At 56.5% G+C, this 20,158-nt stretch carries 16 protein-coding genes and 5 pseudogenes; 8 read left to right on the top strand and 13 right to left on the bottom strand.

The window, feature by feature from the left end; all coding sequences use genetic code 11:
- Positions 1-153: 153 nt before the first annotated feature.
- The 4 genes from QNH97_RS14710 (at position 154) to QNH97_RS14695 (ending at position 3,738) form a co-directional block, all read left to right on the top strand.
- Positions 154-690 carry a hypothetical protein gene (locus tag QNH97_RS14710; RefSeq protein ID WP_283557490.1) on the top strand — a complete coding sequence of 179 codons (537 nt, stop codon included), beginning with the start codon at positions 154-156 and terminating at the stop codon, positions 688-690.
- A 100-nt stretch (positions 691-790) separates the two neighbouring features.
- Positions 791-1,225 (top strand): hypothetical protein, encoded by a 435-nt coding sequence (locus QNH97_RS14705; protein ID WP_283552653.1) that lies wholly within the window; start codon positions 791-793, stop codon positions 1,223-1,225.
- Positions 1,222-2,697 carry an ATPase domain-containing protein gene (locus QNH97_RS14700; RefSeq protein ID WP_283552652.1) on the top strand — a complete coding sequence of 492 codons (1,476 nt, stop codon included), beginning with the start codon at positions 1,222-1,224 and terminating at the stop codon, positions 2,695-2,697. The genes QNH97_RS14705 and QNH97_RS14700 overlap by 4 nt, the downstream gene beginning before the upstream one ends.
- 9 nt (positions 2,698-2,706) lie before the next feature.
- Positions 2,707-3,738 carry a sensor histidine kinase gene (locus tag QNH97_RS14695; protein WP_283552651.1) on the top strand — a complete coding sequence of 344 codons (1,032 nt, stop codon included), beginning with the start codon at positions 2,707-2,709 and terminating at the stop codon, positions 3,736-3,738.
- Positions 3,739-4,553: 815 nt separating this feature from the next.
- Here QNH97_RS14695 and QNH97_RS14685 read toward each other — a convergent pair.
- The 6 genes from QNH97_RS14685 to QNH97_RS14660 form a co-directional block, all read right to left on the bottom strand.
- Positions 4,554-4,757: a hypothetical protein gene (locus tag QNH97_RS14685; RefSeq protein WP_497336750.1), complete on the bottom strand. Its 204-nt coding sequence runs from the start codon at positions 4,755-4,757 to the stop codon at positions 4,554-4,556.
- A gap of 493 nt (positions 4,758-5,250) precedes the next feature.
- Positions 5,251-5,652, bottom strand: a complete 402-nt coding sequence (locus QNH97_RS14680; RefSeq protein ID WP_076385360.1) for a hypothetical protein — start codon at positions 5,650-5,652, stop codon at positions 5,251-5,253.
- Entirely contained in the window at positions 5,639-6,085 is a 447-nt protein-coding gene (locus QNH97_RS14675; protein WP_139050612.1) for a hypothetical protein, read from the bottom strand. The genes QNH97_RS14680 and QNH97_RS14675 overlap by 14 nt, the downstream gene beginning before the upstream one ends.
- A 69-nt stretch (positions 6,086-6,154) precedes the next feature.
- Entirely contained in the window at positions 6,155-8,440 is a 2,286-nt protein-coding gene (locus tag QNH97_RS14670) for a TonB-dependent siderophore receptor (protein WP_283552648.1), read from the bottom strand.
- Positions 8,441-8,777: 337 nt separating this feature from the next.
- The gene (locus QNH97_RS14665) at positions 8,778-9,629 is read right to left on the bottom strand and encodes an AraC family transcriptional regulator (protein WP_210639324.1); all 852 of its coding nucleotides are present in this window, start codon (positions 9,627-9,629) and stop codon (positions 8,778-8,780) included.
- A gap of 529 nt (positions 9,630-10,158) precedes the next feature.
- Positions 10,159-11,532 carry a transposase gene (locus QNH97_RS14660; protein ID WP_283552647.1) on the bottom strand — a complete coding sequence of 458 codons (1,374 nt, stop codon included), beginning with the start codon at positions 11,530-11,532 and terminating at the stop codon, positions 10,159-10,161.
- A gap of 147 nt (positions 11,533-11,679) precedes the next feature.
- On the opposite strand from QNH97_RS14660, the pseudogene QNH97_RS14655 reads away from it, so the two are divergent.
- The 4 genes and pseudogenes from QNH97_RS14655 to QNH97_RS29515 form a co-directional block, all read left to right on the top strand.
- Positions 11,680-11,829, top strand: a pseudogene (locus QNH97_RS14655) (transposase domain-containing protein); the annotation flags it as partial.
- Between the two features lie 641 nt (positions 11,830-12,470).
- Complete coding sequence (gene ltrA, locus QNH97_RS14650; protein ID WP_350356189.1) at positions 12,471-13,757, top strand: group II intron reverse transcriptase/maturase; 1,287 nt, start codon at positions 12,471-12,473, stop codon at positions 13,755-13,757.
- A pseudogene (locus QNH97_RS29520) lies at positions 13,693-14,700 on the top strand (cache domain-containing protein); the annotation flags it as partial. The gene ltrA and the pseudogene QNH97_RS29520, both read left to right, overlap by 65 nt.
- Before the next feature lie 387 nt (positions 14,701-15,087).
- Positions 15,088-15,606: pseudogene (locus QNH97_RS29515) on the top strand (methyl-accepting chemotaxis protein); the annotation flags it as partial.
- A 159-nt stretch (positions 15,607-15,765) separates the two neighbouring features.
- Here QNH97_RS29515 and QNH97_RS14640 read toward each other — a convergent pair.
- From QNH97_RS14640 to QNH97_RS14610, 7 genes and pseudogenes are all read right to left on the bottom strand, one after another.
- A complete protein-coding gene (locus QNH97_RS14640) occupies positions 15,766-16,275 on the bottom strand; it encodes a GNAT family N-acetyltransferase (RefSeq protein WP_076028324.1) in 510 nt (169 codons plus the stop codon).
- A 219-nt stretch (positions 16,276-16,494) separates the two neighbouring features.
- A pseudogene (gene tnpC / locus QNH97_RS14635) lies at positions 16,495-18,071 on the bottom strand (IS66 family transposase).
- A 61-nt stretch (positions 18,072-18,132) separates the two neighbouring features.
- The gene (gene tnpB / locus QNH97_RS14630) at positions 18,133-18,468 is read right to left on the bottom strand and encodes an IS66 family insertion sequence element accessory protein TnpB (RefSeq protein WP_076028326.1); all 336 of its coding nucleotides are present in this window, start codon (positions 18,466-18,468) and stop codon (positions 18,133-18,135) included.
- A complete protein-coding gene (tnpA, locus tag QNH97_RS14625) occupies positions 18,465-18,797 on the bottom strand; it encodes an IS66-like element accessory protein TnpA (protein ID WP_283552645.1) in 333 nt (110 codons plus the stop codon). Before tnpA ends, tnpB begins: the two co-directional genes overlap by 4 nt.
- 388 nt (positions 18,798-19,185) lie before the next feature.
- Positions 19,186-19,593, bottom strand: a complete 408-nt coding sequence (locus QNH97_RS14620; protein ID WP_283552644.1) for a DUF3224 domain-containing protein — start codon at positions 19,591-19,593, stop codon at positions 19,186-19,188.
- 83 nt (positions 19,594-19,676) lie between these two features.
- Positions 19,677-19,763, bottom strand: a pseudogene (locus QNH97_RS29510) (transposase domain-containing protein); the annotation flags it as partial.
- 42 nt (positions 19,764-19,805) lie between these two features.
- Positions 19,806-20,105, bottom strand: a complete 300-nt coding sequence (locus tag QNH97_RS14610) for an antibiotic biosynthesis monooxygenase family protein (protein WP_283552642.1) — start codon at positions 20,103-20,105, stop codon at positions 19,806-19,808.
- Positions 20,106-20,158: the final 53 nt, after the last annotated feature.

Here is a 20,158-nt window from a genome sequence, read left to right as displayed (position 1 = left end):
ATTTTTGTTGGCGTTGCGGAGGAATGCGGTTAAACGTCCGGCTAACACAGATGTTAGTGAGTACCAATGCTAACGTGGGAAATATCCAATTCAATTCGCAGGTTGGGATGGGTGGTAAGCCGGCTTCACATGTTTGATGAGGATGAAACCACCATGCCGAGAATTTTGACTTCCCAGATAAGTGACACCGCACTAAACGAGCACAATGCCAGGATGTTCGGGTCGCCAAAGGAGCGCTTGGATTTTTACCGAAGAGAGATTCAGTACGAAACCAGCATCTTGGCTAATCGAACTGACGCCTTTTTGGCATCTCAGTCTTTTTTGGTCATCGCATTTGCCTCTTCTATGGGCAACCTCAACCCCGAATGGGGCAAGTTGTTCACGCTGGTAGTACCACCGTTTCTTACGTTGCTCGGAGTGCTAAGTTCGTTGAATGCTTGGCCCGGTATTCGTGCGGCATACGACATTATCGGCCATTGGCATTTCAAGCAGAGCGAGCTATTGCATAGCGAGCCTGTAATGGGGTTGGCGTATGACGAATCGCCTTTATTTTGTGAGAGAGAGTCCACGCAAAAGGGGTATCGAAAGGCGTTGCTGTTTTCGGTGCGCACGCCTTGGATCTTTGCGACGTTCTGGATATTGCTTGGCATTTGGTCGGTTTGTATCCAAATCACCAAACTAGGTGCTTGAGAGAGATATTCGGACATCATCAGCTCTGCGTCCAAATGAAAACTCGATCACAGGTTATAGGGTGTACCATCGAGAGGTGCCCATCAAGAATTAGTGAGCCATGTCCAGGGAAAGCGAAGAGGGCCGCCAGATCGTAGCTTCTCTGGCGCGCCGGGTTGGTGACATTGCTGATCTTGCAAAGACCGTCCATGCAATTATTTCAACCTTGCAGGATATGGACGCAGCCCTCAGACCCATCATCGGCCAGCAAGGGGTTGCTGCGCTTTATCGCCGCAGCCTCAATCTGTGCGTTTCAACTCATCCGCGACTGGCCGGCACCTGTGACAGAGTGCAGGCAGGCATGGATCTAGTTGTCCTCAAGTCTGTACTCATCGAGCAAAGCGAAGTCGATGCCCTGTTTTTCGGTGAAGTGCTGCTGGCCACCTTTTACGAGCTGCTGATCACGCTGATCGGGCCCTCGCTCACCGCACGTTTGTTTCGTGGCGTGTGGGAACCTTCTTTGAGCGACACCCCTTCGCAGGAAAATTCGCCATGAGTACCAAAGTGACTATCAACCGCCTAGCCACCGGTGTGCCAGGACTGGACGAGGTGCTGGGCGGAGGATTGCCGGAGTTTTCGTTCAACCTGATCGCCGGCCCGCCTGGCTGTGGCAAAACCACTCTGGCGCATCAGATGATGTTCGCCCTGGCGACGCCCGAGCGCCCGGCGCTGTTCTTTACCGTATTGGGCGAGCCGCCGCTGAAGATGCTGCGTTATCAGCAACAATTCGATTTTTTCGACAGCGATGCGATCAACCAGTCGATTCGTTACATCAACTTGACCGATGACACTCTGGCCGGGAATCTGGACGAGGTGCTGCGGCGCATCGTCAGCGAAGTCGAGGCGCACTCTCCTGCGCTGGTGTTCGTCGACTCGTTTCGTTCGGTGGTGCTGGCCAGCCAGACCCAGGACAACCCCAACAACAACCTGCCGCAGTTCGTTCAGCGACTGGGCATGTTGATGACCACCTGGCAGGCGACGACCTTCCTGATTGGCGAATACTTTACCGAAACCGACACCAACCCGATTTTTACCGTGGCCGATGGCTTGATCTGGCTGCGTCAGAGCGTGCAGCGCAATTCCATGGTACGCAAGATTGAAATCATGAAGATGCGCGGCCAGCCCACGTTACCGGGCTTGCACACCTTCCGCATTGCGACGTCGGGGATCAAGGTGTTTGCCCCCGCGCCACTCAACCCGGTTAAAGCGCCGCTGGAGATCCCCATCAAGCGCCTGAAAATGGGCGTGCCACAGATCGACGACATGCTCGGCGGCGGCCTGCCTCGCGGTTATTCCTTACTGGTGGCCGGGCCGTCAGGGTCTGGCAAAAGCATTCTGGCGGCGACCTTCCTGGCCGAAGGCGCACGCAACGGCGAAACCGGCGTGATCGCGGTGTTCGAACAACGGCCCAATCACTTCCAAAATGCCACCCTCATTCAGTTGATCCAAAACGGTCAGGTCGGTTTGGTGGACAGTCGTGCACCGGACTTGTCCATCGACGAAGTCGTCCAGTTGCTGATAGCCGAGATCTCTCGCCTGAAAGCCACTCGTTTAGTGATCGACTCGTTGTCAGGCTTCGAACTGGCGCTGGCGCCGACCTTCCGTGAAGACTTCCGTGAATCGCTGTCGCGCATGGTCACCGCGCTGACCGGTGCCGGGGTCAGTGTGCTGATGACCTCCGAGCTGGAAGACCGCTACACCGACCTGCGTTTCAGCCCTTACGGCACAGCGTTCCTTACCGACGCCATCATCGTTCAACGCTACATTGAAGTGCAGAGTCGTTTGCTGCGCATCATGGCCGTGGTCAAGTTGCGGGCTAGCGCTCACTCCGATGAGCTGCGCCTGTATCGCATCGACGAAAACGGCCTGCAGATTGGCGAAATGCTTCATGACCAAGAAGGTCTGCTCGGAGGCCGCCCCACAAAGCGGATCTCAGGTGTATCACACCCAGGAGATAAAAATGCTTGAGCCCGACTCATGAGTAATGTCGACGGCAAGAAAGAGCGTGAGATCGCTAATGCCGCTCACGAACTCTTCCTGCTTGGCCAGAAAACCGTTGAAGCGCGCGCCGTGCTGGCAGCCTTGCAAAAAGAGTTGAGCGACGCCAGCAACCCGTTGGGGGACAGCCAGCAGACCGAGCAAGTGATTGAGGCCAATCAGCAGTTGGTACCGGCTAAACTCCTCGTGCAGTCAGACGCAGTAGTCTCCCCTCGTTTGGAAGAACAGCGGATGTATCAGGAACTGCGTGAGGCTAATGCGCAATTGGTCATAGCTGCGCTCAGCGCTCAAGACCTTCAAGCTGTAGCCGAGCGTGCACTGAGTCAGCAAAAAAGCATGCTAGCGACAGTGGCCCATGAACTACGTAATCCGTTAACACCTATCAGCATGATTGCAGAACGTATGGTTCGGATGCCTAGTGACGAATTGCCTCGAATGCGGCAGTTGATCGAGGGCCAAGTGCAACATATGTCACAGCTGGTCGACGATTTGCTGGACGTCTCTCGTGCCAGCACCGGGAAGTTGCGACTCAATCGCCGCGATATCGACATGATTCAAGTTCTACGTGAGGCCATTGATACGTGTCGCCCCTTAATGAGCGCACAAGAGCAGCGATTCGACGCCCATCTTCCCGATGGCATCTTGATGGTCAATGGTGACCCGGGGCGCCTCGCGCAGATTCTCCAAAACCTTCTAACGAATGCGGCTAAATACACACCGACTCACGGTAGAATCGAACTGTCTTTAACAGTAGCGTCCGACGCTTTGAAGATAAAGATTTCCGACAATGGAATCGGTATTTCCGCTAAAGCGCTCCCGTTTATTTTCGACCCCTATGTGCAAGACGTGCATGCCGTCGGCTTCAATGGTTCAGGCTTGGGCATCGGATTGACGGTAGTCCGCGAGCTGGTTGAGGCGCACGGTGGCGAGGTTACCGGCATGAGCGAGGGTGATGGCAAGGGTAGCGAGTTCGTTGTCACGTTTCCGTTGGTGATCCATTCAAGCAGATAAAAAAGGCCTGGACACTGATCTATCTGAGTCCAGGGGCACGCGCCAGATCCCGCCAGACAATACGACGGCCGTCCATCGCTATGGCTTATCCATTAAAAACCGCAATCAAGATTCTTGGTGGGCACTGCAACTCAACTTCGAGTCAGACCCGCTGAGTACAGGATCCGACATGAACGCAGCGGACGACTTTAGATTTAAATCTCATGAGTTGCTTTTAGACCTGGATGCAGCTGTTAACAAAATGATGATGTTGGTCTCAGCTCGTGAGCTTTCCGGTGAAAGGTGGAGTGCGGCTGTAACGCGACATTCGGACGCGTATGCAGCTTGGAGTTCACATTTCAATGAGTCATCGCTACCGAACTCTCATAGCCTTTAATTCGGAGAGTTCGCGTCTGCGTTATTGAGCGAAATTAATGCGGTCATGCGACCCGCCGGATCAAGCCTTATGCTATCTGACGTCTGTAGGTGCGGCATTGTGATCAACCACTTTACTGCCGAGCGAGTGCTGACGTTCCTCCTTGAATGACCGAGGGCACCGAGAGAATTGGGCTTGGAATACATTGATCTTGGCAATGGCACGCGAAGATCGTGATAGTGATTTGAGCCTGGATCATTGGTTCTCAACAGCTACGTAGGCGGATGATCGCTTTCTGGGGATCCACCGTGAGCAATGCTTTGAGGGTAACCTGGGGACGTCATGCGAACGCCTATACATTGATTCTGCTCGAGTGCGTACTTCTGGGCATAAACGCCCGTGGCCAAGAAGAATCTTAACGGCTATCGAGCTTCCTGGCGCCTGATTTTGAAGGATAAACCTAGTTTACATCGAGGTTCTTCTTGAACCCGCGAAGGTTCATTAGGAAAAGGCAAATCTGCAAAACGATGAGGGCATAGGCCTCTACGTACACCCCCCAAATCACCCACAGCATATTGCTCAAACTGAAGCATACGAACCCTGTCATTCGTCTTGCGGGTCGTTGGGACCCGATAAGCCACGCTGCAACCACGGTTACCAGCATCGCAGGCCACTGAACCCAATCCAGGTAGCTCAAAATTACTCCCTAAATTTCTCCGAGAATCAAAGATAGAGGGTGATATTGACGAATGATTCAGAGTTTCTCGTGAGACGTACTCCGTAACCACTCGTCCGGGAATGATTAGATTTATTGAGCGTGTGTTCCTTTATTACAGAAAGATAAGTCATGTGCTGACGAAACGCGACCCTCGTTCGGCCTCCTTTTAAACATCACCATCTAGGAGAAGATAATAACAGTGCTCGTTATGGGAGCAGGTACAGGATTTGGCTTGAAGTTTCTTGAATGTATGAAATGAAGGGCTGCTACTGGCCGTTTGCTGCCCATCGCACGCCCTCACCGCAGTGATGCCTGATAATCACCCAGAAGTACCGCGGCTTACCAAGCCGTTTCGCAAGAGCGAGCTCGCGGCAAATCACTGGACGAAGTTTCCGAGGGTAAAGTTGTAGCGAACTGAGTCGTTTCAGCTAGCCAACCCTCAGCGCGCCTCCCTGTTAGTCTTGCGCAGCAGTTCGTGGGCCATCTCGATGGCCTGCTCGCGTGAGGCGGCGAACAGCAGCGGGTAGCCCCAGACCTTGGCGAACAGGCCGGCGAATGCCTTGAATCCCAGGCGCTTTGCCGCGCTGGGTTCGACCATGATCAGGGCCAGAACCAGGCTGCGCAGTTGCGCCTTGTGCTTCTTCATCCACAGCGTGGTGCGTTTCTTTTCTTCTGGTGAGTGCTCATGGTCATCGCCGGGTGGCGTTTCGCTGAGCAGCACGAAGGGTTCGCCGCGCTGCAGGTTGGCTGCGAACTCGTCGAAGTCCTTCTGGGTATCGTGCCCGGGCTCGTGGGCGAAACTCATCCACACCAGCGGGAATTCAGCGCTATTCATCGGCATGGCGGGTTCCTTTGCGGTTGAGGTGACGCCAGCTGGCGGCGATGGCGAACACGCCGGGCAGGGTGATGAAGAATACCGCCGAGAAGGCGACGTACCAGCCGTCGCGCAGCCCGTCGGTGACTCCGCCCAGGGTATTGAGCACGACAAGCAGGCTGCCGAGGATCAGGACAGCCCACTGGGCCTTGCGGGTTTCGATCAGGGCGAGGAGCACCGTGACGATCCAGGAGCCATAGAAGGTAGGAAACACCCACAGCATGCCGGGCTCGAAGGTAATCGCCGGGGCGGTGCCCTGTGCTCTCACAAAGTCGTTTACGTAGAAGAACAACTGGAAGGTCACGAAGAGCACTGCGCCAGCAGTAGTCGTCAACCAGAACAAGGTGACCTTGTTCGCATTGTGTATCGCCAATACGTGAACCGGGTTTTGGGTAGGCATGAGCACGTTCTCGATGTTCAAGGCGGTAGGGGCGCGAGTCGCCGGCAGCGATCCGCGTACTGCGGGCAATCAGTAGCGGTAGTCCAGCGTGGCCATCAGGTTGCGCGGGGCGCCATAGGTCACGGTGTCGAAGTCACCCTTCTGCAAGGCGTACTTCTTGTCGAATAGGTTGTTGACGTTGAGGCCCAGGTCGATGTTCTCGCTCAGGGCGTAACGCCCCATCACCGAGGTCAGGGCATAGGCGCTCTGTTCGCCGCCCAGCGTGCTGGTGCCAACGCCTGGCGCCTGGTAAAAGCGGCTCTGCCACTTCACGCCTGTGCCCAGGGTCAGCTTGTTCCACGCGCCGGGCAGCCGGTAGGTGGTGAAGAACTGGGCCGTGGTGCGCGGTAGCTGGGAGTTCAGGCGCTCGCCGTCGCCATCCTCGGCGGTGAAGTGGGCGATACCGGCGTAGATGTTCCAGCCAGTGGCCAGCTCGCCCTGCAGGTCGAACTCGATGCCGCGAGACTTGGTGCCGTCGGCGCCGGTATAGGCGTTGGCTCCGCCTGGGGTGAACGCGCCGGGGACCAGTTGCGCGGCGTTGTCCAGCTTGGTCTCGAACACCGCCACGGCAGCATTCAGGCGCCCGTCCAGGTAGGCGGCCTTGAGGCCGACTTCCTTGGTCTTGCCCTTGGACGGCGTGAGCACGTTGCCGGTCGTGTCGCGGAAGTCGGTTTGCGGGTTGAAGATGCCCGTGTAGCTGACGTAAGCCGAGTAGGTACTGTCGATGTCGTAGACCAGTCCGACGTACGGGGTGAATTCGTTGTTTTTCTTGTAGTGCAGCGTGCTGCCGTTGGCGTCGTCGTCGACCTCGTAATAGTTCAGGCGCCCGCCGACGATGAGCTTCAGCGGATCGGCCAGGGAGAAGCGGGCCGCACTATAGATGCCGCTCTGCTTGACCTCGGTGCGGGTCGGAATATGCGGCATGGCATCAAAGTTGGGCCGCGGCGTGCCTGGGCTCAGGGTATGTATGTTGATCGGCGTAAAGCCTGCGAAGAACGGCGCTACATCGTCCTGGCGGGCCTTGCGGCGTGAACTTGTCGCGCCGACCACCAGGTCGTGCTGGCGGCCGAGCATTTCGAAGGGGCCGCTGGCCATCACGTCAAAGGTGTTCTGGCGACTGCGCCCCTCGGACGCCACTGCGAACGGGAAGGCGCCCAGCCCCGTGACGGGGTCAGGCCGGCCACCCAGGGAGACCAGTTCGGATTCGCTTTCGGTGCGGTACTGGTTGAACACGCCCTTGAGCGTCCAGCCGTTGTCGAAGCGGTGCTCGACTTCGGCAAAGGCGGTCTTGAGGGTATTGTCGAAATGGCTCCAGTCCTGCCCATAGCTCTTGGAGCGGGAATAATCGATCTGCGAACCGTCGCTGTACCACAGCGGCAAGCCGCCCCAGGTGGCGCCCTTCGGCGTAATGTCCTGGTAGTCATAGCCCAGGCTCACCGTGGTATCGGCGGTCAGGTCGGCCTCGACGATGCCGTAGAACGCCTTGCGCTCGGGCTTGTAGCCGTCCAGGTAGGAGTTGCCGTCCTGATAGGTGCCTACCAGGCGCGCGCGGATGCGGCCGTCCTCGGTCAGCGGTGTGGAGACGTCGCCCATGCCACGGTGGGTATCCCAGCTCCCGGCGCCGAGGGAGGCGGATGCGGCGAATTCAGGTGTCGGCCGTTTGCGCACCAGGTTGATGGAGGCTGAAGGGTTTCCGGTGCCGGTCAGCAGGGCCGAGCCGCCACGCACCACCTCGACACGGTCATAGAACGCGGTGTCCAGGGCGCTGATGCCGCTGCCGTTGACGGTGTTGCCGATCACGGTGGGGATGCCGTCGTACTGCACGTTGTTAATCAGCAACCCCCGCGAATAGAAGCTCGTGCGCTCGCTGTCGGCCTGGCGGGCGGTGACACCGTTGGTGTTCTCCAGCACGCTCTGCACCGTGTTGAGTTGCTGGTCGTCCATGCGCTGGCGCGTGATCACGGTCACCGCCTGGGGCGTTTCCTTCAGCGTCATCGGCAGCCGCGTCGCCGCTGCCGTCTCGCCGGTGGTGTAGGAGCCGGTTCCCTCGGTGGTTGCGTTGTTCATTTGGCCTGTCACGCTGATTGCCGGCAGGGCCACTTCCTTCTGGGATGAGGCTGCTGCCTTGTTCTGCGGCTGCGCCGTCTCGGCGGCAAATGCGCCCGGCGCACTGAGCAGAAGCGCTGCCGCAATCGCCGAGCCCAGCGCGCTGCAGGGCGCGTTTTTGAGGTGCCCGGCGAGGGGCGGACAGGCGACTGAATCGGCGCACAGAGCAAGAGACGAGCGAAACTTCCCTGTAATGGATGAAGCTTTCATTCAAACAATACTCATTTGCATTTAGATGGCGCATTTAACAACAAAGGCAATGCGCCATGATGGTGAAATCAGGCCAGATTGTTATTCGATTCGGCCAATAATGATGACACCCTCCCGCTGGCCGTTTTGAGTAATAGTCATGGTTGATTACGGAGTATGGTCGACTTGCCAGGCAGACTGACGAGGGGCAAACGGCCGGCGTGACATGCGGCGATGTCGCCGTTGTGCGCGGTCGTCTTCATGGGCGAGCGGCGTTGCCGGGTGCGTGTGGGCTTCGCTGAAGTCCGCGGCTTTTTGATAAAGCAGCGCAGGCTTGCGTCAGAACAGGCGGATTGGATCAGAGGGCGATCGGATCGGGGAGCATGATTCCGGGCGCAGCTGCCGTCACCGCGCTGCCGGTGCGATCCGAAAGGTAGCGAGCCGGCGGCTTGCCCACCGCCTTGCGAAACATCGTGACGAAGCCGCTGGCGTTTTCGTAGCCCAGTTCCAGCGCCACCGTTTGCACGCTGTCACCCTTGGTCAGCCGTTGCAGCGCCAGGATCACGTGCAACTGCCGACGCCAGCGCCCGAAGCTCATGCCAATTTCCTGCAGCAGCAGGCGGCTCATGCTGCGCTCGCTCATGCCTATGTGCGTCGCCCAGGCTGTCTTCGACGTCTTGTCAGCCGGCGTCGCTAGGATCATTTCCGCGAGGCGACGCAAGCGTGGGTCGCGCGGCATGGGCAGGTGCAGGTCCTCCACCGGCGCCGCCACCAGCTCGTCGAGCAACACCGCCAGCAGCCGTTCCTCCCGTCCGCCTGGGGCGTACAGCTCGGGAACGGCGGTCGCCTTGAGCAGCAACTCGCGCAGCAGCGGCGATACCGAAATTGTGCAGCAGGTGGTCGGCAGATCCGGCGCGGCATCCTGCTCGACGAACAGGCAGTAGCACTCCACTTCACCGGAACCCCAGGCCGAGTGGGGCAGGTCGCCGGGGATCCACAAGGCGCACTGCGGCGGCACGATCCAGACGCCTTCTTCGATTTCGCAGTTGAGGATGCCGCGAACCGAGTAGATCAGCTGCGCCTTGCGGTGCTGATGCGTGGCATTTTCCCAGTCCTTGGCGACCAATGTGGCACTCAGAGCCACAACCGGCCGCGAGACGCTGTCGACGTCCATGGTGGAGGTCAGATCGGTAACGGCAATGCTCGACATGAGGTGTAGAGACTCGGATAGAAAAGGAGGCCTTGGCCTAGCTGGAAAGTATCACGAGCCGCTAGTGTAATGACATCCGGCCTTCCCTCCACATAGGAGCATGGATCCTCCTGGCAGGGGATAGGTCTATTCTCTCCACGACCTGCATCCGTTTCCAAGATCCTTGTGTCTAGACCTCCGCCAAGGTTTGGGGCAAATACGTGCTGCAGCGGCAGTTCACACTGTGCAATATCAAGCGGGTTCGTGACGCCTGGATTATGCCAGCACCAGGCACCGTTCAAACGAGTTACAGCTTTTGGACGAAAGCAGTCTCCTGCTAATGGCTGCTTTTGGCCGAAAACGGTCTGTCGTGACATGCAGAGATCGGCCGATTCTGTTGAAAAAGTCGGATTTTCAGATCGCCTGAACTCAGGCACGACCACCATCGGAGAACCTACTCACCACATTGAGTGGTTTTTTTCGGCCCTTCGGTGACCTTTGCTGCTCTGTTATTGGGTTGATTTGAGGTTTTTGCTTGGTATAGGCGCACCTATCCCGTGACTGGTGGCCCTTGAGATGAAAATTTGGCCAGCCGTCGCAGATTCTGCACCGCAGCGGCCAGCGTGAACTCATCCGTCGCGCCACTCATGCCACGTAGCCGCAGGCGATCCAATTTCAGGATGCGCTTGAGGTGGGCAAACAACATTTCGACCTTTTTACGTTCGTGGCGAGAGCGCTGATACGCCGGCGTTACTGCAATGCGCCGAGCCACATCGCGAGCGGCTTCATGGACGCTGCGAGCGATCTTTCGGAACGCAGTGTTCGGGCAGCACTTGGATTTCATCGGACACGTAGCGCAGTCGGTCTGCCGGGATCGGAAGATGATGGTGTTGGCTTTGGTGACGTGTGAACGCTCATTCTTGAAGGCTCGCCATTCGCTGCGCAATGGGTTGCAGGCCGGGCAGCGGTATTCCTCAGCCTCTTCATTCCAGTGGAAATCGTTGCTCGAAAAACTGTCGTTCTTGCGCTCGGTTTTGTCCCACACCGGCACATGCGGCTCGATGTCTTTTTCCTCCACCATCCAGGCCAGCATCGGAGCTGTACCGTAAGCGGTATCGCCAATGAGGCGCTCCGGCTTGATGTCGAACTGCGCTTCGACCCGTTCGATCATCGTCTTGGTGCTCTCGACTTCTGCGGTTCGATGAGCCGGTGTGGGTTCCACATCCATGATCACGCCGTGCTCGGTATCGATCAGATAATTCGTGGAGTAAGCGTAGAAAGCTGGGCCGCCTGGAGCAGCGGTCCAGCGGGCCTGAGGATCCGTCAGCGACAGGCGCTTCGGTAGCGTTTCGGCCAGAGCCTCTTCATCGAGTCCCTCAAGGTACTCACGCACGGCGCGGGTGCTCAGGGTTGGATCGCTCCAGTTGACCTGTTCATCTCCCGGTACGCCACGCTGCCGACTCGCATCCGCTTTGATGATGCTGGCGTCCACGGCAAAGCCTTCGCCCTTGACCAGACCGGCGTCCATGCAGCGACGCAGCACTTCATTGAACAACCAGCGAAACAGATCACTGTCCCGAAAACGGCCGTGTCGATTTTTGGAAAAGGTCGAGTGGTTGGGGATTTCGTCTTCAAGGCTTAACCGGCAGAACCAACGATACGCCAGGTTCAAATGGGTCTCTTCGCACAACCGCCGCTCTGAGCGAATGCCGTAGCAATAGCCTACGATCAGCATGCGAATCATCAGTTCGGGATCAATCGACGGACGCCCAATGGGGCTATAGAAATCGGCGAGGTAATGGCGCAGGTCGCTCAGATCGAGACACCGATCAATGCTGCGCAAAAGGTGAGTGGCTGGAATGTGATCTTCAAGGTTGAACGAGTAAAACAGCCGCTCCTGCCCACTCGATAACTGTCCCATCATGCTGCGTGCTTCCCTGCTGGCCAATGCAGAGATTTTGCCGCAGGCCAGACAGGGGAGCTACTTTTTCAACAGAATCGGCCAAAAGCGGACGTTCGAGGACTTGGCAGACCTCCCTTGAGGCTTGGAGGCGTCTACGAAATCAGGGGCGATTCACTACGCAGCGGTAAGCGGGCAGCTGCGATCATGAGCTTGATCCAGTCGGCACGCATGAATGGGCATGATCCATATGCCTATCTCAAAGATGTGCTGACGCAGCGGGCGAATGAGATTGAGCAGCTGCTGCCGCACCGGTGGCAAAGCTTCCACTTAATTTTAGGTGGACACCATCGCCTCAAGCGACGGTGTCAGGAAGGTGTGTTGCCCGGACGCTTAGTACGCCAGTTAAAGCTGGCGGAGGATAGTCGATGAAAGTTCGACACTGGTAAGAAATGGCGAATCAACCAGACCCCGAGTCATGCATGTTGCACCGTGAGGTGCAGGGTGAAGCGTTGACAGGGGAAACCGATGGGCCAGCCATTGAGCCGCGTAATCAGGAATCCGGGATGCCGATGCTGTTAAGCGAAGCAGAAGGCAATACGGAGCATGGCGTTATACGCCAGTCATGCTCTGATCCCGTGCGGTCGGAGACCCTGTGCACGTCGGGAAGTCCTTCGCACAGAAACTGGGAGATCTCAGCGGTGCCCGGTGCGCAAGCACCGGGCGGAGCAGGAAAGGCCAAAAGCCGTAACCCTGCTGTCCACGCCGCGGAGAAGTCGGATACGTCCGTAGTACCTGAGAAGCCATCGAACAAAGGGCCTGGCCCTGCGGAGATAGTGGAGGAAAGGGACGTAGCCAAGGGAAACACCGACAGGCCCCCCGCGCCCCGGACACTGAGCCGGATCAGTTGCGCGTCGATGGGACTTGAAGGTGTACGTAAAGCAGCCCGAAGGAACAAGGGCATGCAGTTCACGGCATTGCTGCACCACATCACACCGCAGTTATTGGCGCAGAGCTTCTATGCACTTCGCCGCGATGCAGCAGTGGGCGTGGACGGCATGTCGTGGCGAGAATATGAGGAAGGTCTTCTCCAGCGGGTGACCGATTTGCACGGAAGGCTCCACAGTGGAGCCTATCGGGCAACGCCGTCGCGGCGGGTCTATATCCCCAAAGCCGACGGCAGGCAGCGTCCGCTGGGCATTGCCTCTCTGGAGGACAAGATCGTACAGCAAGCGGTCGTTACCGTTCTGAATGCGATCTATGAAGAGGACTTTCTGGGATTCTCGTACGGGTTTCGGCCGGGACGCAGCCAGCATGATGCGCTGGATGCGTTGACGGTCGCGCTGAAGGGCCAGAAGGTGAACTGGATATTGGATGCGGATATCACGTCGTTCTTTGATGAGATCGACCATGAATGGATGCTGATGTTTCTGGGGCACCGGATTGCAGACCGGCGCCTGCTCGGGCTTATCTGCAAATGGCTTCAAGCGGGTGTTATGCAGGATGGCCGTAGAGTGGCTGCGACCAAGGGGACTCCCCAAGGTGCAGTGATCTCGCCGCTGCTGGCGAATATCTATCTTCACTACGTGCTGGATCTGTGGACAAGGCAGTGGCGTGAGCGACATGTCCGTGGCGATGTGATCATTGTGCGCTACGCGGATGACAGCGTGGTGGGTTTCAGGACGCAATGGCAGGCTCAGCAGTTTTTGGTGCAGTTGCAGGAGCGCTTGGCCAAGTTCGGATTGTCCCTCAATGCCTCGAAAACACGGCTGATTGAGTTTGGTCGTTTTGCTGCGAGAAATCGTAGGAAGCGAGGCTTAGGTAAACCGGAGACATTTGACTTCCTGGGCTTCACGCACTGTTGTAGTACCAACAGAAGCGGTGGGTTTCAAATACTGCGCCTGACGGTCAAGAAGCGAATGCGTGCGACGCTGCTAGCTATTCGGGATGAGCTGAAGCGCCGACGTCATGAACCCATCCGGGCTCAAGGGCAATGGCTGATTCGGGTGGTGAGTGGTTACTTCAATTACCACGCGGTGCCAGGAAACTTGAAGCTGTTGAGTGGCTTCAGGAAGGCCATATGCCGATATTGGCGTCAGGCTCTCGGGCGACGCAGCCAGCGAAATCGGCTGCAATGGTCTCACTTCGGGTTGCTCACAGATCACTACATACCGAGCCCAAAGAATGCACACCCGTATCCTGAGGATCGCTTCGCGTCACGCACCCGAGGCAGGAGCCGTATGCGGTAGTTCCGCACGTACGGATCTGTGCGGGGGGTGGCAGGTAACTGCCATCCCTACCGCGACCATTGATTCAAATCAAGCATTCTCAACAAGATCCGCTGAATACTCCTGCGTAAGCTGCCCGTGGAAACGAAGCCATGCCAGTGGACTAATGCTTGCTATAGGCGAAAATAAAATGCGTTTGACCATTTATAACAAAGTCGTTCTGCTGAGCGTTATCCCCGTGTTATTGCTTGCAGCTCTCTTAAGCGGGCTTGCGGTAGTACTCTTACAGAGATCCAACGACGCGCAGGTGAAAGACACCAGAGAGATGCTGATTTCCGCTCGTAAATCCTCCCTGGAGAATCTAGTCCAAGTCGCAGAAGGTGCGATTACCACTATTTATGCCGCCTCAAGCCAGGGTGACGCCCAGGCCCGAGATCAAGCAGTGGCTGTTTTACGTAAAATTGGGTTCGGCAAAGAAGGATACTTTTGGGGTTATGACTCCAACTCCGTCCGCATTTTCTGGGCCGACAAGGACTTGAAAATCGGCGAAAGCTTCAGAGGCATGCAAGACCCGAATGGGGTTTATGTGGTCAACGAACTGGTTCGTGCAGCTAAGGAAGGCAGTCACTTTGTCGAATACAGCTTTCCGACTCCAGGTAGCGATAAGAGCGCTCCGAAAATTGGTTACGCGGTTTACTTAGCCAAATGGGATTTGGCTTTCGGTGCCTCGGTCAACATGGACGATATCGAACGAGAAGTGCAGGACGTGGCTGACGCATCGAACAATCGAAGTGCAACGCTCATCCAACTGATGCTTGGAGTAGGAGCGGCGCTATTTCTAATAATTGCTATTGTCTCCGCCTGGACCGCCCGAGCCCTGGTACAACCACTTCATCTCATTAAGAACCAGCTAGACGAAATAGCCTCCGGAGATGGCGACTTGACCAATCGCTTACCTGTGTCAGGCGATGATGAACTCGGGGCTCTGGCAAACTCATTCAATCGTTTTGTAGGAAAGATTCATTCTCTTGTTAAGCATGTAACGGAGACCACAGGACAGCTCAATCAGTTGGTTGGGGCGGTTGCCGATCAAGCGATACGAAGTGAAAATGCGACCGCGAAACAACGCCACGAGACGGATCAAGTGGCAGCGGCAATCAACCAGATGTCCGCTGCAGCCCATGAGGTTGCCCAAAGCGCTCAAGGGGCGGCAACGGCGGCCAATGAAGCAGACAGTGAAGGCCGCTTAGCCACTCAGATTGTCTCTCACAGCGTGCAAAGTATTCATGCGCTCGTGGACGAGTTACGCCACAGCGAAGGGGCCCTCAATCAGTTGCAGGATGACGTGCACTCGATCGTCAAAGTTCTCAGCGTGATCCGCTCAATTGCAGAGCAAACCAATTTGCTTGCGTTGAACGCGGCCATCGAAGCGGCTCGCGCCGGTCATGCCGGACGGGGATTCGCGGTGGTCGCTGATGAAGTCCGTGCACTGGCAAGCAAGACCCAACAAAGCACTCAAGAAATACAGGGAATGATCGTTCGCCTTCAACAAGGGACGATGAATACCGTTAGCGCCATGCGTCGCTCCAGCGAGGCAGGAAACAGCACAAGCGATGCAGTAGGCAAGGCCACTGTTTCACTCAATGCAATCGCAATGCTGATTTCGACAATTAACTTGATGAATACCCAGATCGCGGGTGCCGCTGAAGAACAGACAGCAGTGTCCGAAGAAATCAATCGTAGCGTGCACCAAATTGCCGTGGTGGTTGAAAGCGTTGCAGAGGAAACTCGCCTTGGAGCAGAAACAGCCCGTTCTCTCGCTACGCTAAGCGAAAACCTTCATTCCATCGTGCGGCAATTTAAGGTCTAAAGGAGAGGTGGCGTGCATCTCGAAATGTAAGCGTCCAGCGAAGTCACCTTCCTAACGCCTGCGCAGCGGGCATGAGTGCCTAGCTACATAAATGCGTCATCTGTCGACCGAAGGCGACTGGACTACCAATCGCCAAGGGTCGATTTTTCGCAGATGCAGCTAGCGAAGCGCACGACACTCAAGATCCTTGAGGTCGGTCAGATCTACCAACTGCTTGCGCATAGGCACGCATGCCAATTGGAGCCCGGAGGGGGAGTTGTAAACAGCTTGGGCGCTTCCGGTGAAGCCACAGCGCTGATAAAAATTTTCAGCATTCAGCGTGGCTTCAAGGTGGATCTCAGCAAGTCCCGCCTTTCGTGCTAGATGCTCAAGATGAGTGACCATCTTTTTACCTATGCCTTGGCCCATGAACTTGGGTAACACGAAGATTGCCTCCAGTTCCCCGCTCTGAAGATTTATCAGCCCTGTAGCCACAGGAAGTCCATTGACGCACGCCAAGTGATAATCTTCTTCCACCCAGGATCTATATTTATCCGTGAGTGGGACGCAAGTCCAAGCCACCACTTGAGCATTCGTGTAAACGGTGCTGCATTGGTTCTGAATTGCCTGAAAGCGGATATCGAATGCTGCCTCAGCATCACAACGCTCTGCTCGACGAATCTGCAACATCTTCACTCTCCTGAGATAGGCCATTCTGAACGGAGAATGAAAAAGCCCCGTCCATTCCTGGCGGGGCTTTAGTCAATGCACCTAGTACCTACGCGCGCATCACCTTATGGCCCGCCAAAGGCGGTCATCAAAGTGTGCATCATGTTCAGTCGGTAGGTAATAGTCATTGATTTATAGTCGGGGGATTTATCTCGACTGTCAATATTGGCGCCTATAAACCTATGCATGCTGTCGAGCAGGCGTCCACCGGTGTGGCAGCAACTCTGTAATTTCACTCGCCCGATGCGTCGGCAGTCGCATCAGCACATCTTTGAGATAGGCATACGGATCATGCCCATTCATGCGTGCCGACTGGATCAGGCTCATGATGGCCGCCGCCCGTTTTCCGCTTCGTAGCTACCCTACGAAGAGCCAGTTCTTGCGTCCAAGAGCCCATGGCCGAATCTGATTCTCGGCCCAATTGTTGTCAATGGGTACGGCCCCGTCATCGAGGTAGCGCGATAGCGCTGCCCAGCGTTTCAGGCTGTAATCCAGTGCTTTGCTAATAGCCGAACCTTCGGGCACAAGATCACGCTGGGCGATCATCCAGGCATGCAGCATATCCATCACCGGCACCGCCTTTTCTTGCCGTATTCGACGGCGTAAATCTGGTTTCTGGTATCGGACTTCACTTTCGATTTCGTAAAGCAACTGGATGTAGCGCAGCGCCTGTTCGGCGAGCATGCTCTTGTTGGTGGCATGCAATTCGAAGAACTTGCGCCGTGCATGGGCCATGCAACCGATCTCGGTCACGCCGAGTTCAAAGCTGGCCTTGTAACCGCCAAAATCATCACACACCAGCTTGCCCTTCCAGTCTTGCAGGAAGTTGCGAGCATGCTCACCGGCGCGGCTGGGACTGAAGTCGTAGACGACAGCTGCTGGTTCGCAGAATTGGCTGGTGGCGTAGGCCCAGACATAAGAACGGTGGGTTTCTTCGAGCCTGGCGCGAGCATCTGCACCGGTGTTTCATCCGCGTGGACGACCTCCTGGCCGAGCACTACGTCGCGCAGCGCATCGAACAGAGGCTGCAACTGCACGCCAGTAACGCCAACCCATTGAGCCAACGTTGAACGTGGAATCGCCAAGCCAGCTCGACCAAAGATCGACTCCTGCCGGTAAAGCGGCAGATGGTCAGCAAACTTCGCGATCATGATGTGAGCAAGTAGCCCAGCAGGCGGGATGCCCTTGTCGATGACCTGCGCGGGAACCGGCGCCTGGATCAGCGTTTCGCAGTCATCGCAGACCCACTTGCCACGAACATGACGCTCGACGATGAATACGCCGGGCGTGTAGTCGAGTTTCTCGCTGACGTCCTCACCGATGCGCTTGAGTGCGCAGCCACATGGGCAGTGAGTATTGCCCGGTTCGTGATGGATCAATGTGCGTGGAAACTCTGCCGGCAACGCAGTGCGCTTAGGCTTCCGCTTTTGCTCGGTCGGCGACGGAGCGGCTTGCAAGGCTTGAAGCTCTGCTTCAATCGCCGCGATATCGGTATCGATCAGGTCATCGAGCAAGCTGGCCTGCTGCGGATTCAGCTGCTCGCTGCGCTTGGCAAACTTCAAACGCTTGAGTTGTGCGATCTCGTGGGTCAGCTTCTCGATCACCGTTTGGTCACGGTTGATCTTCTGGCCCATCGTATCAACCGTCTTACCCAGCGTGTCGACTTGATGGTCGAGAGTCTCGACACGCTGCATCAACTGCGCCGCCAACGCGCGCAGTTGTTCAGGATTCAGGTGGTCGAGATAGGGGAAAATCATGGTGCCGATTTTGCCAGAGCAGACAATTCGCGGCGATAGAGCGATAGGCTAATGGCAGCCGTTAAAGCAGTGTGATCGCGCTGCCGGAACCCGCGCGCTGCCATGGCAGGCCCAATACCAGGGCATGTAGTTGCTCGGTATCCAACTCCATTTCAGAGCCATGGCGAATGCCTGGCCAGTGGAACTTACCTTGGTTCAACCGGCGAGCAGCCAGCCAGATACCGAAGCCGTCATGCACCAGAACTTTCATACGAGTGGCGCGACGGTTGGCGAACAGATAAGCACAGTGCGGTTTCGCCGCACCGAACACCGCGATCACTCTGGCCAGCGCAGTCTCGGTGCCTGCGCGCATGTCCATCGGCTCGGTGGCAAGCCAAATGGAGTCAATGCGGATCATCGCAGCAGGTCTCGAAGAAAGTTTGCGCAGGCAGCAGCACTTTCGGTCGGCCAATTCACTTTGACGGCGCCGCGCGGGTGTGGAATTTCGAGACAGATCATGGCTGAGGTGACATCCAGTCGTGACGCCGACGACGGCAATGTCATCGGAATAAAGGCAGGTTGCACGACAACACTATTTTGCGATTGCAGCCGAATCCACTTATGGACGAGATTCGCGTTGAGGCTATGGCTCAGTGCGACATTGGCAATTGAAGCGCCAGGCTGGGCACACTCTTGAATGACCTGGGCCTTGAAGGACTTGGAGTAGGAACGGCGTTGTGGCTGCATGGAATACCCGCTTAAAAGGCTGGAACTGGTGTCCACTTAAATTTAAGTGCACACCATGTCCTGGCTTCGAGGAGCTGGGTAGATGACTTGGCCGGACGCATACGCGTGACGACCGTACCTTACCTTGGGACGTCCTACGCATCCATATGCTGACCCTGCCAGCAATGTTCAGGATCCTATCTAGACCGTTGCGCGGTGAGGTTCGGGGCGACTGCATCTCATTGCAGATTCTGCTCAGTACAGGTAGGCGCCTTCACCAGGCGGTTACAAGCAATCGCCGTTACTGCCACCGTGAATCCATACAAACCTTAGCCCTTCAAAACCTCGTTCACGTTAAGAGCTTCGCACAAGCTTTGGCAGAAACGGGGATGCGTCCAGCCAATACACTTTAGCTGTCAGGTTCAAATGAGTATTCAAATGACACTTGTGCCGGCTCGCCATGACCAGCAACGTAGTTACCATTACCGCTAAGATTTACTAGATCCCCCGTGCCTGTACCCTTCACGACACTCCAAATGCTGCGCGCCTTTCCCTCCGAAAATGATCCCGAATGCCGAACAACAAATGTTCCGCTCTTACCTGTGACCACACCACAAATTCGCTCAAAACCAACAAAGCTAGCTGTGCCGTCAACGTTATAAGACATGAGGTATTCGACGCTACTTGTTCCCTCGATGGCGCCAGCATAGGACTGCGTGACTTTGGCGTGTGAGAGTTTCGGAGTGTCCTCAAGTTCTTGAGACGGCTTCTCGTCCCAGCCAGTTATCTGAAACGTGCAGCTAACAGTCGTTTTCATGGGGATTTAGCTCTTTCGTCGTAGTAAGGTAATGTGGTGGTCTGATGCGCCGGGAACCCCGTTCCGCCTAATGATACCAGTTGCCACCTATGCGGCAGCAGTTGCGCAATATCACTAGCCTGGTGCGTAGGCAGGCGCATGAGGATATCTTTCAGATAAGCATACGGATCTCCGGTGGCTGCCCACCCCCGGAGCCCCTCGCATTGTCGGTTTCAGCTGTAGGTGTGCACGCTGACTTCGAACGCCTCCTGGGTCGGCGGGGTGACTATCAGGGTGCCGATCCTGGCCAGCTCGCGTTGGATATAGCCGTTGGCCGCATCGGCATTCTGGTTGGCCTCCGTCTCCCAGACGGTGGTCGAAACGGCTTTTCCGGTCCTCGCATCGGTCAACAGCAAGGCGCTGACGAAACCCTTCTGCTGCCGGGCTACCGGGAGCACGTAGTCGCGGTAGACGGCGGTGGCTTCCTCAAGCTTCCCGGATTGGATCTGAATAGTCATGACTCTGGCGAACATGTTGGATTTCCTGTGAAGTTGAAAAATGAATGACTGAGATACAAAAAAACTTG

This window comes from Pseudomonas sp. G2-4 (genome assembly GCF_030064125.1).
Classification (GTDB): domain Bacteria; phylum Pseudomonadota; class Gammaproteobacteria; order Pseudomonadales; family Pseudomonadaceae; genus Aquipseudomonas.
Note: the sequence above shows the minus strand (reverse complement) of the source record. Positions and strands in the feature narration are given on the sequence as shown.

Bases quoted from the DNA above. Each gene is read 5' to 3' on its own strand.
- QNH97_RS14660 (WP_283552647.1), bottom strand. From the start codon at position 11,532: ATGATGGGACAGTTATCGAGTGGGCAGGAGCGGCTGTTTTACTCGTTC.
- QNH97_RS14665 (WP_210639324.1), bottom strand. From the start codon at position 9,629: ATGTCGAGCATTGCCGTTACCGATCTGACCTCCACCATGGACGTCGAC.
- QNH97_RS14620 (WP_283552644.1), bottom strand. From the start codon at position 19,593: ATGAAAACGACTGTTAGCTGCACGTTTCAGATAACTGGCTGGGACGAG.
- QNH97_RS14700 (WP_283552652.1), top strand. From the start codon at position 1,222: ATGAGTACCAAAGTGACTATCAACCGCCTAGCCACCGGTGTGCCAGGA.
- QNH97_RS14680 (WP_076385360.1), bottom strand. From the start codon at position 5,652: ATGCCGATGAATAGCGCTGAATTCCCGCTGGTGTGGATGAGTTTCGCC.
- QNH97_RS14610 (WP_283552642.1), bottom strand. From the start codon at position 20,105: ATGTTCGCCAGAGTCATGACTATTCAGATCCAATCCGGGAAGCTTGAG.
- QNH97_RS14695 (WP_283552651.1), top strand. From the start codon at position 2,707: ATGAGTAATGTCGACGGCAAGAAAGAGCGTGAGATCGCTAATGCCGCT.
- QNH97_RS14685 (WP_497336750.1), bottom strand. From the start codon at position 4,757: ATGCTGGTAACCGTGGTTGCAGCGTGGCTTATCGGGTCCCAACGACCC.
- QNH97_RS14710 (WP_283557490.1), top strand. From the start codon at position 154: ATGCCGAGAATTTTGACTTCCCAGATAAGTGACACCGCACTAAACGAG.
- QNH97_RS14675 (WP_139050612.1), bottom strand. From the start codon at position 6,085: ATGCCTACCCAAAACCCGGTTCACGTATTGGCGATACACAATGCGAAC.
- QNH97_RS14705 (WP_283552653.1), top strand. From the start codon at position 791: ATGTCCAGGGAAAGCGAAGAGGGCCGCCAGATCGTAGCTTCTCTGGCG.
- QNH97_RS14640 (WP_076028324.1), bottom strand. From the start codon at position 16,275: ATGTTGCAGATTCGTCGAGCAGAGCGTTGTGATGCTGAGGCAGCATTC.
- QNH97_RS14670 (WP_283552648.1), bottom strand. From the start codon at position 8,440: ATGAAAGCTTCATCCATTACAGGGAAGTTTCGCTCGTCTCTTGCTCTG.
- tnpA (WP_283552645.1), bottom strand. From the start codon at position 18,797: ATGCAGCCACAACGCCGTTCCTACTCCAAGTCCTTCAAGGCCCAGGTC.
- tnpB (WP_076028326.1), bottom strand. From the start codon at position 18,468: ATGATCCGCATTGACTCCATTTGGCTTGCCACCGAGCCGATGGACATG.
- ltrA (WP_350356189.1), top strand. From the start codon at position 12,471: ATGCAGTTCACGGCATTGCTGCACCACATCACACCGCAGTTATTGGCG.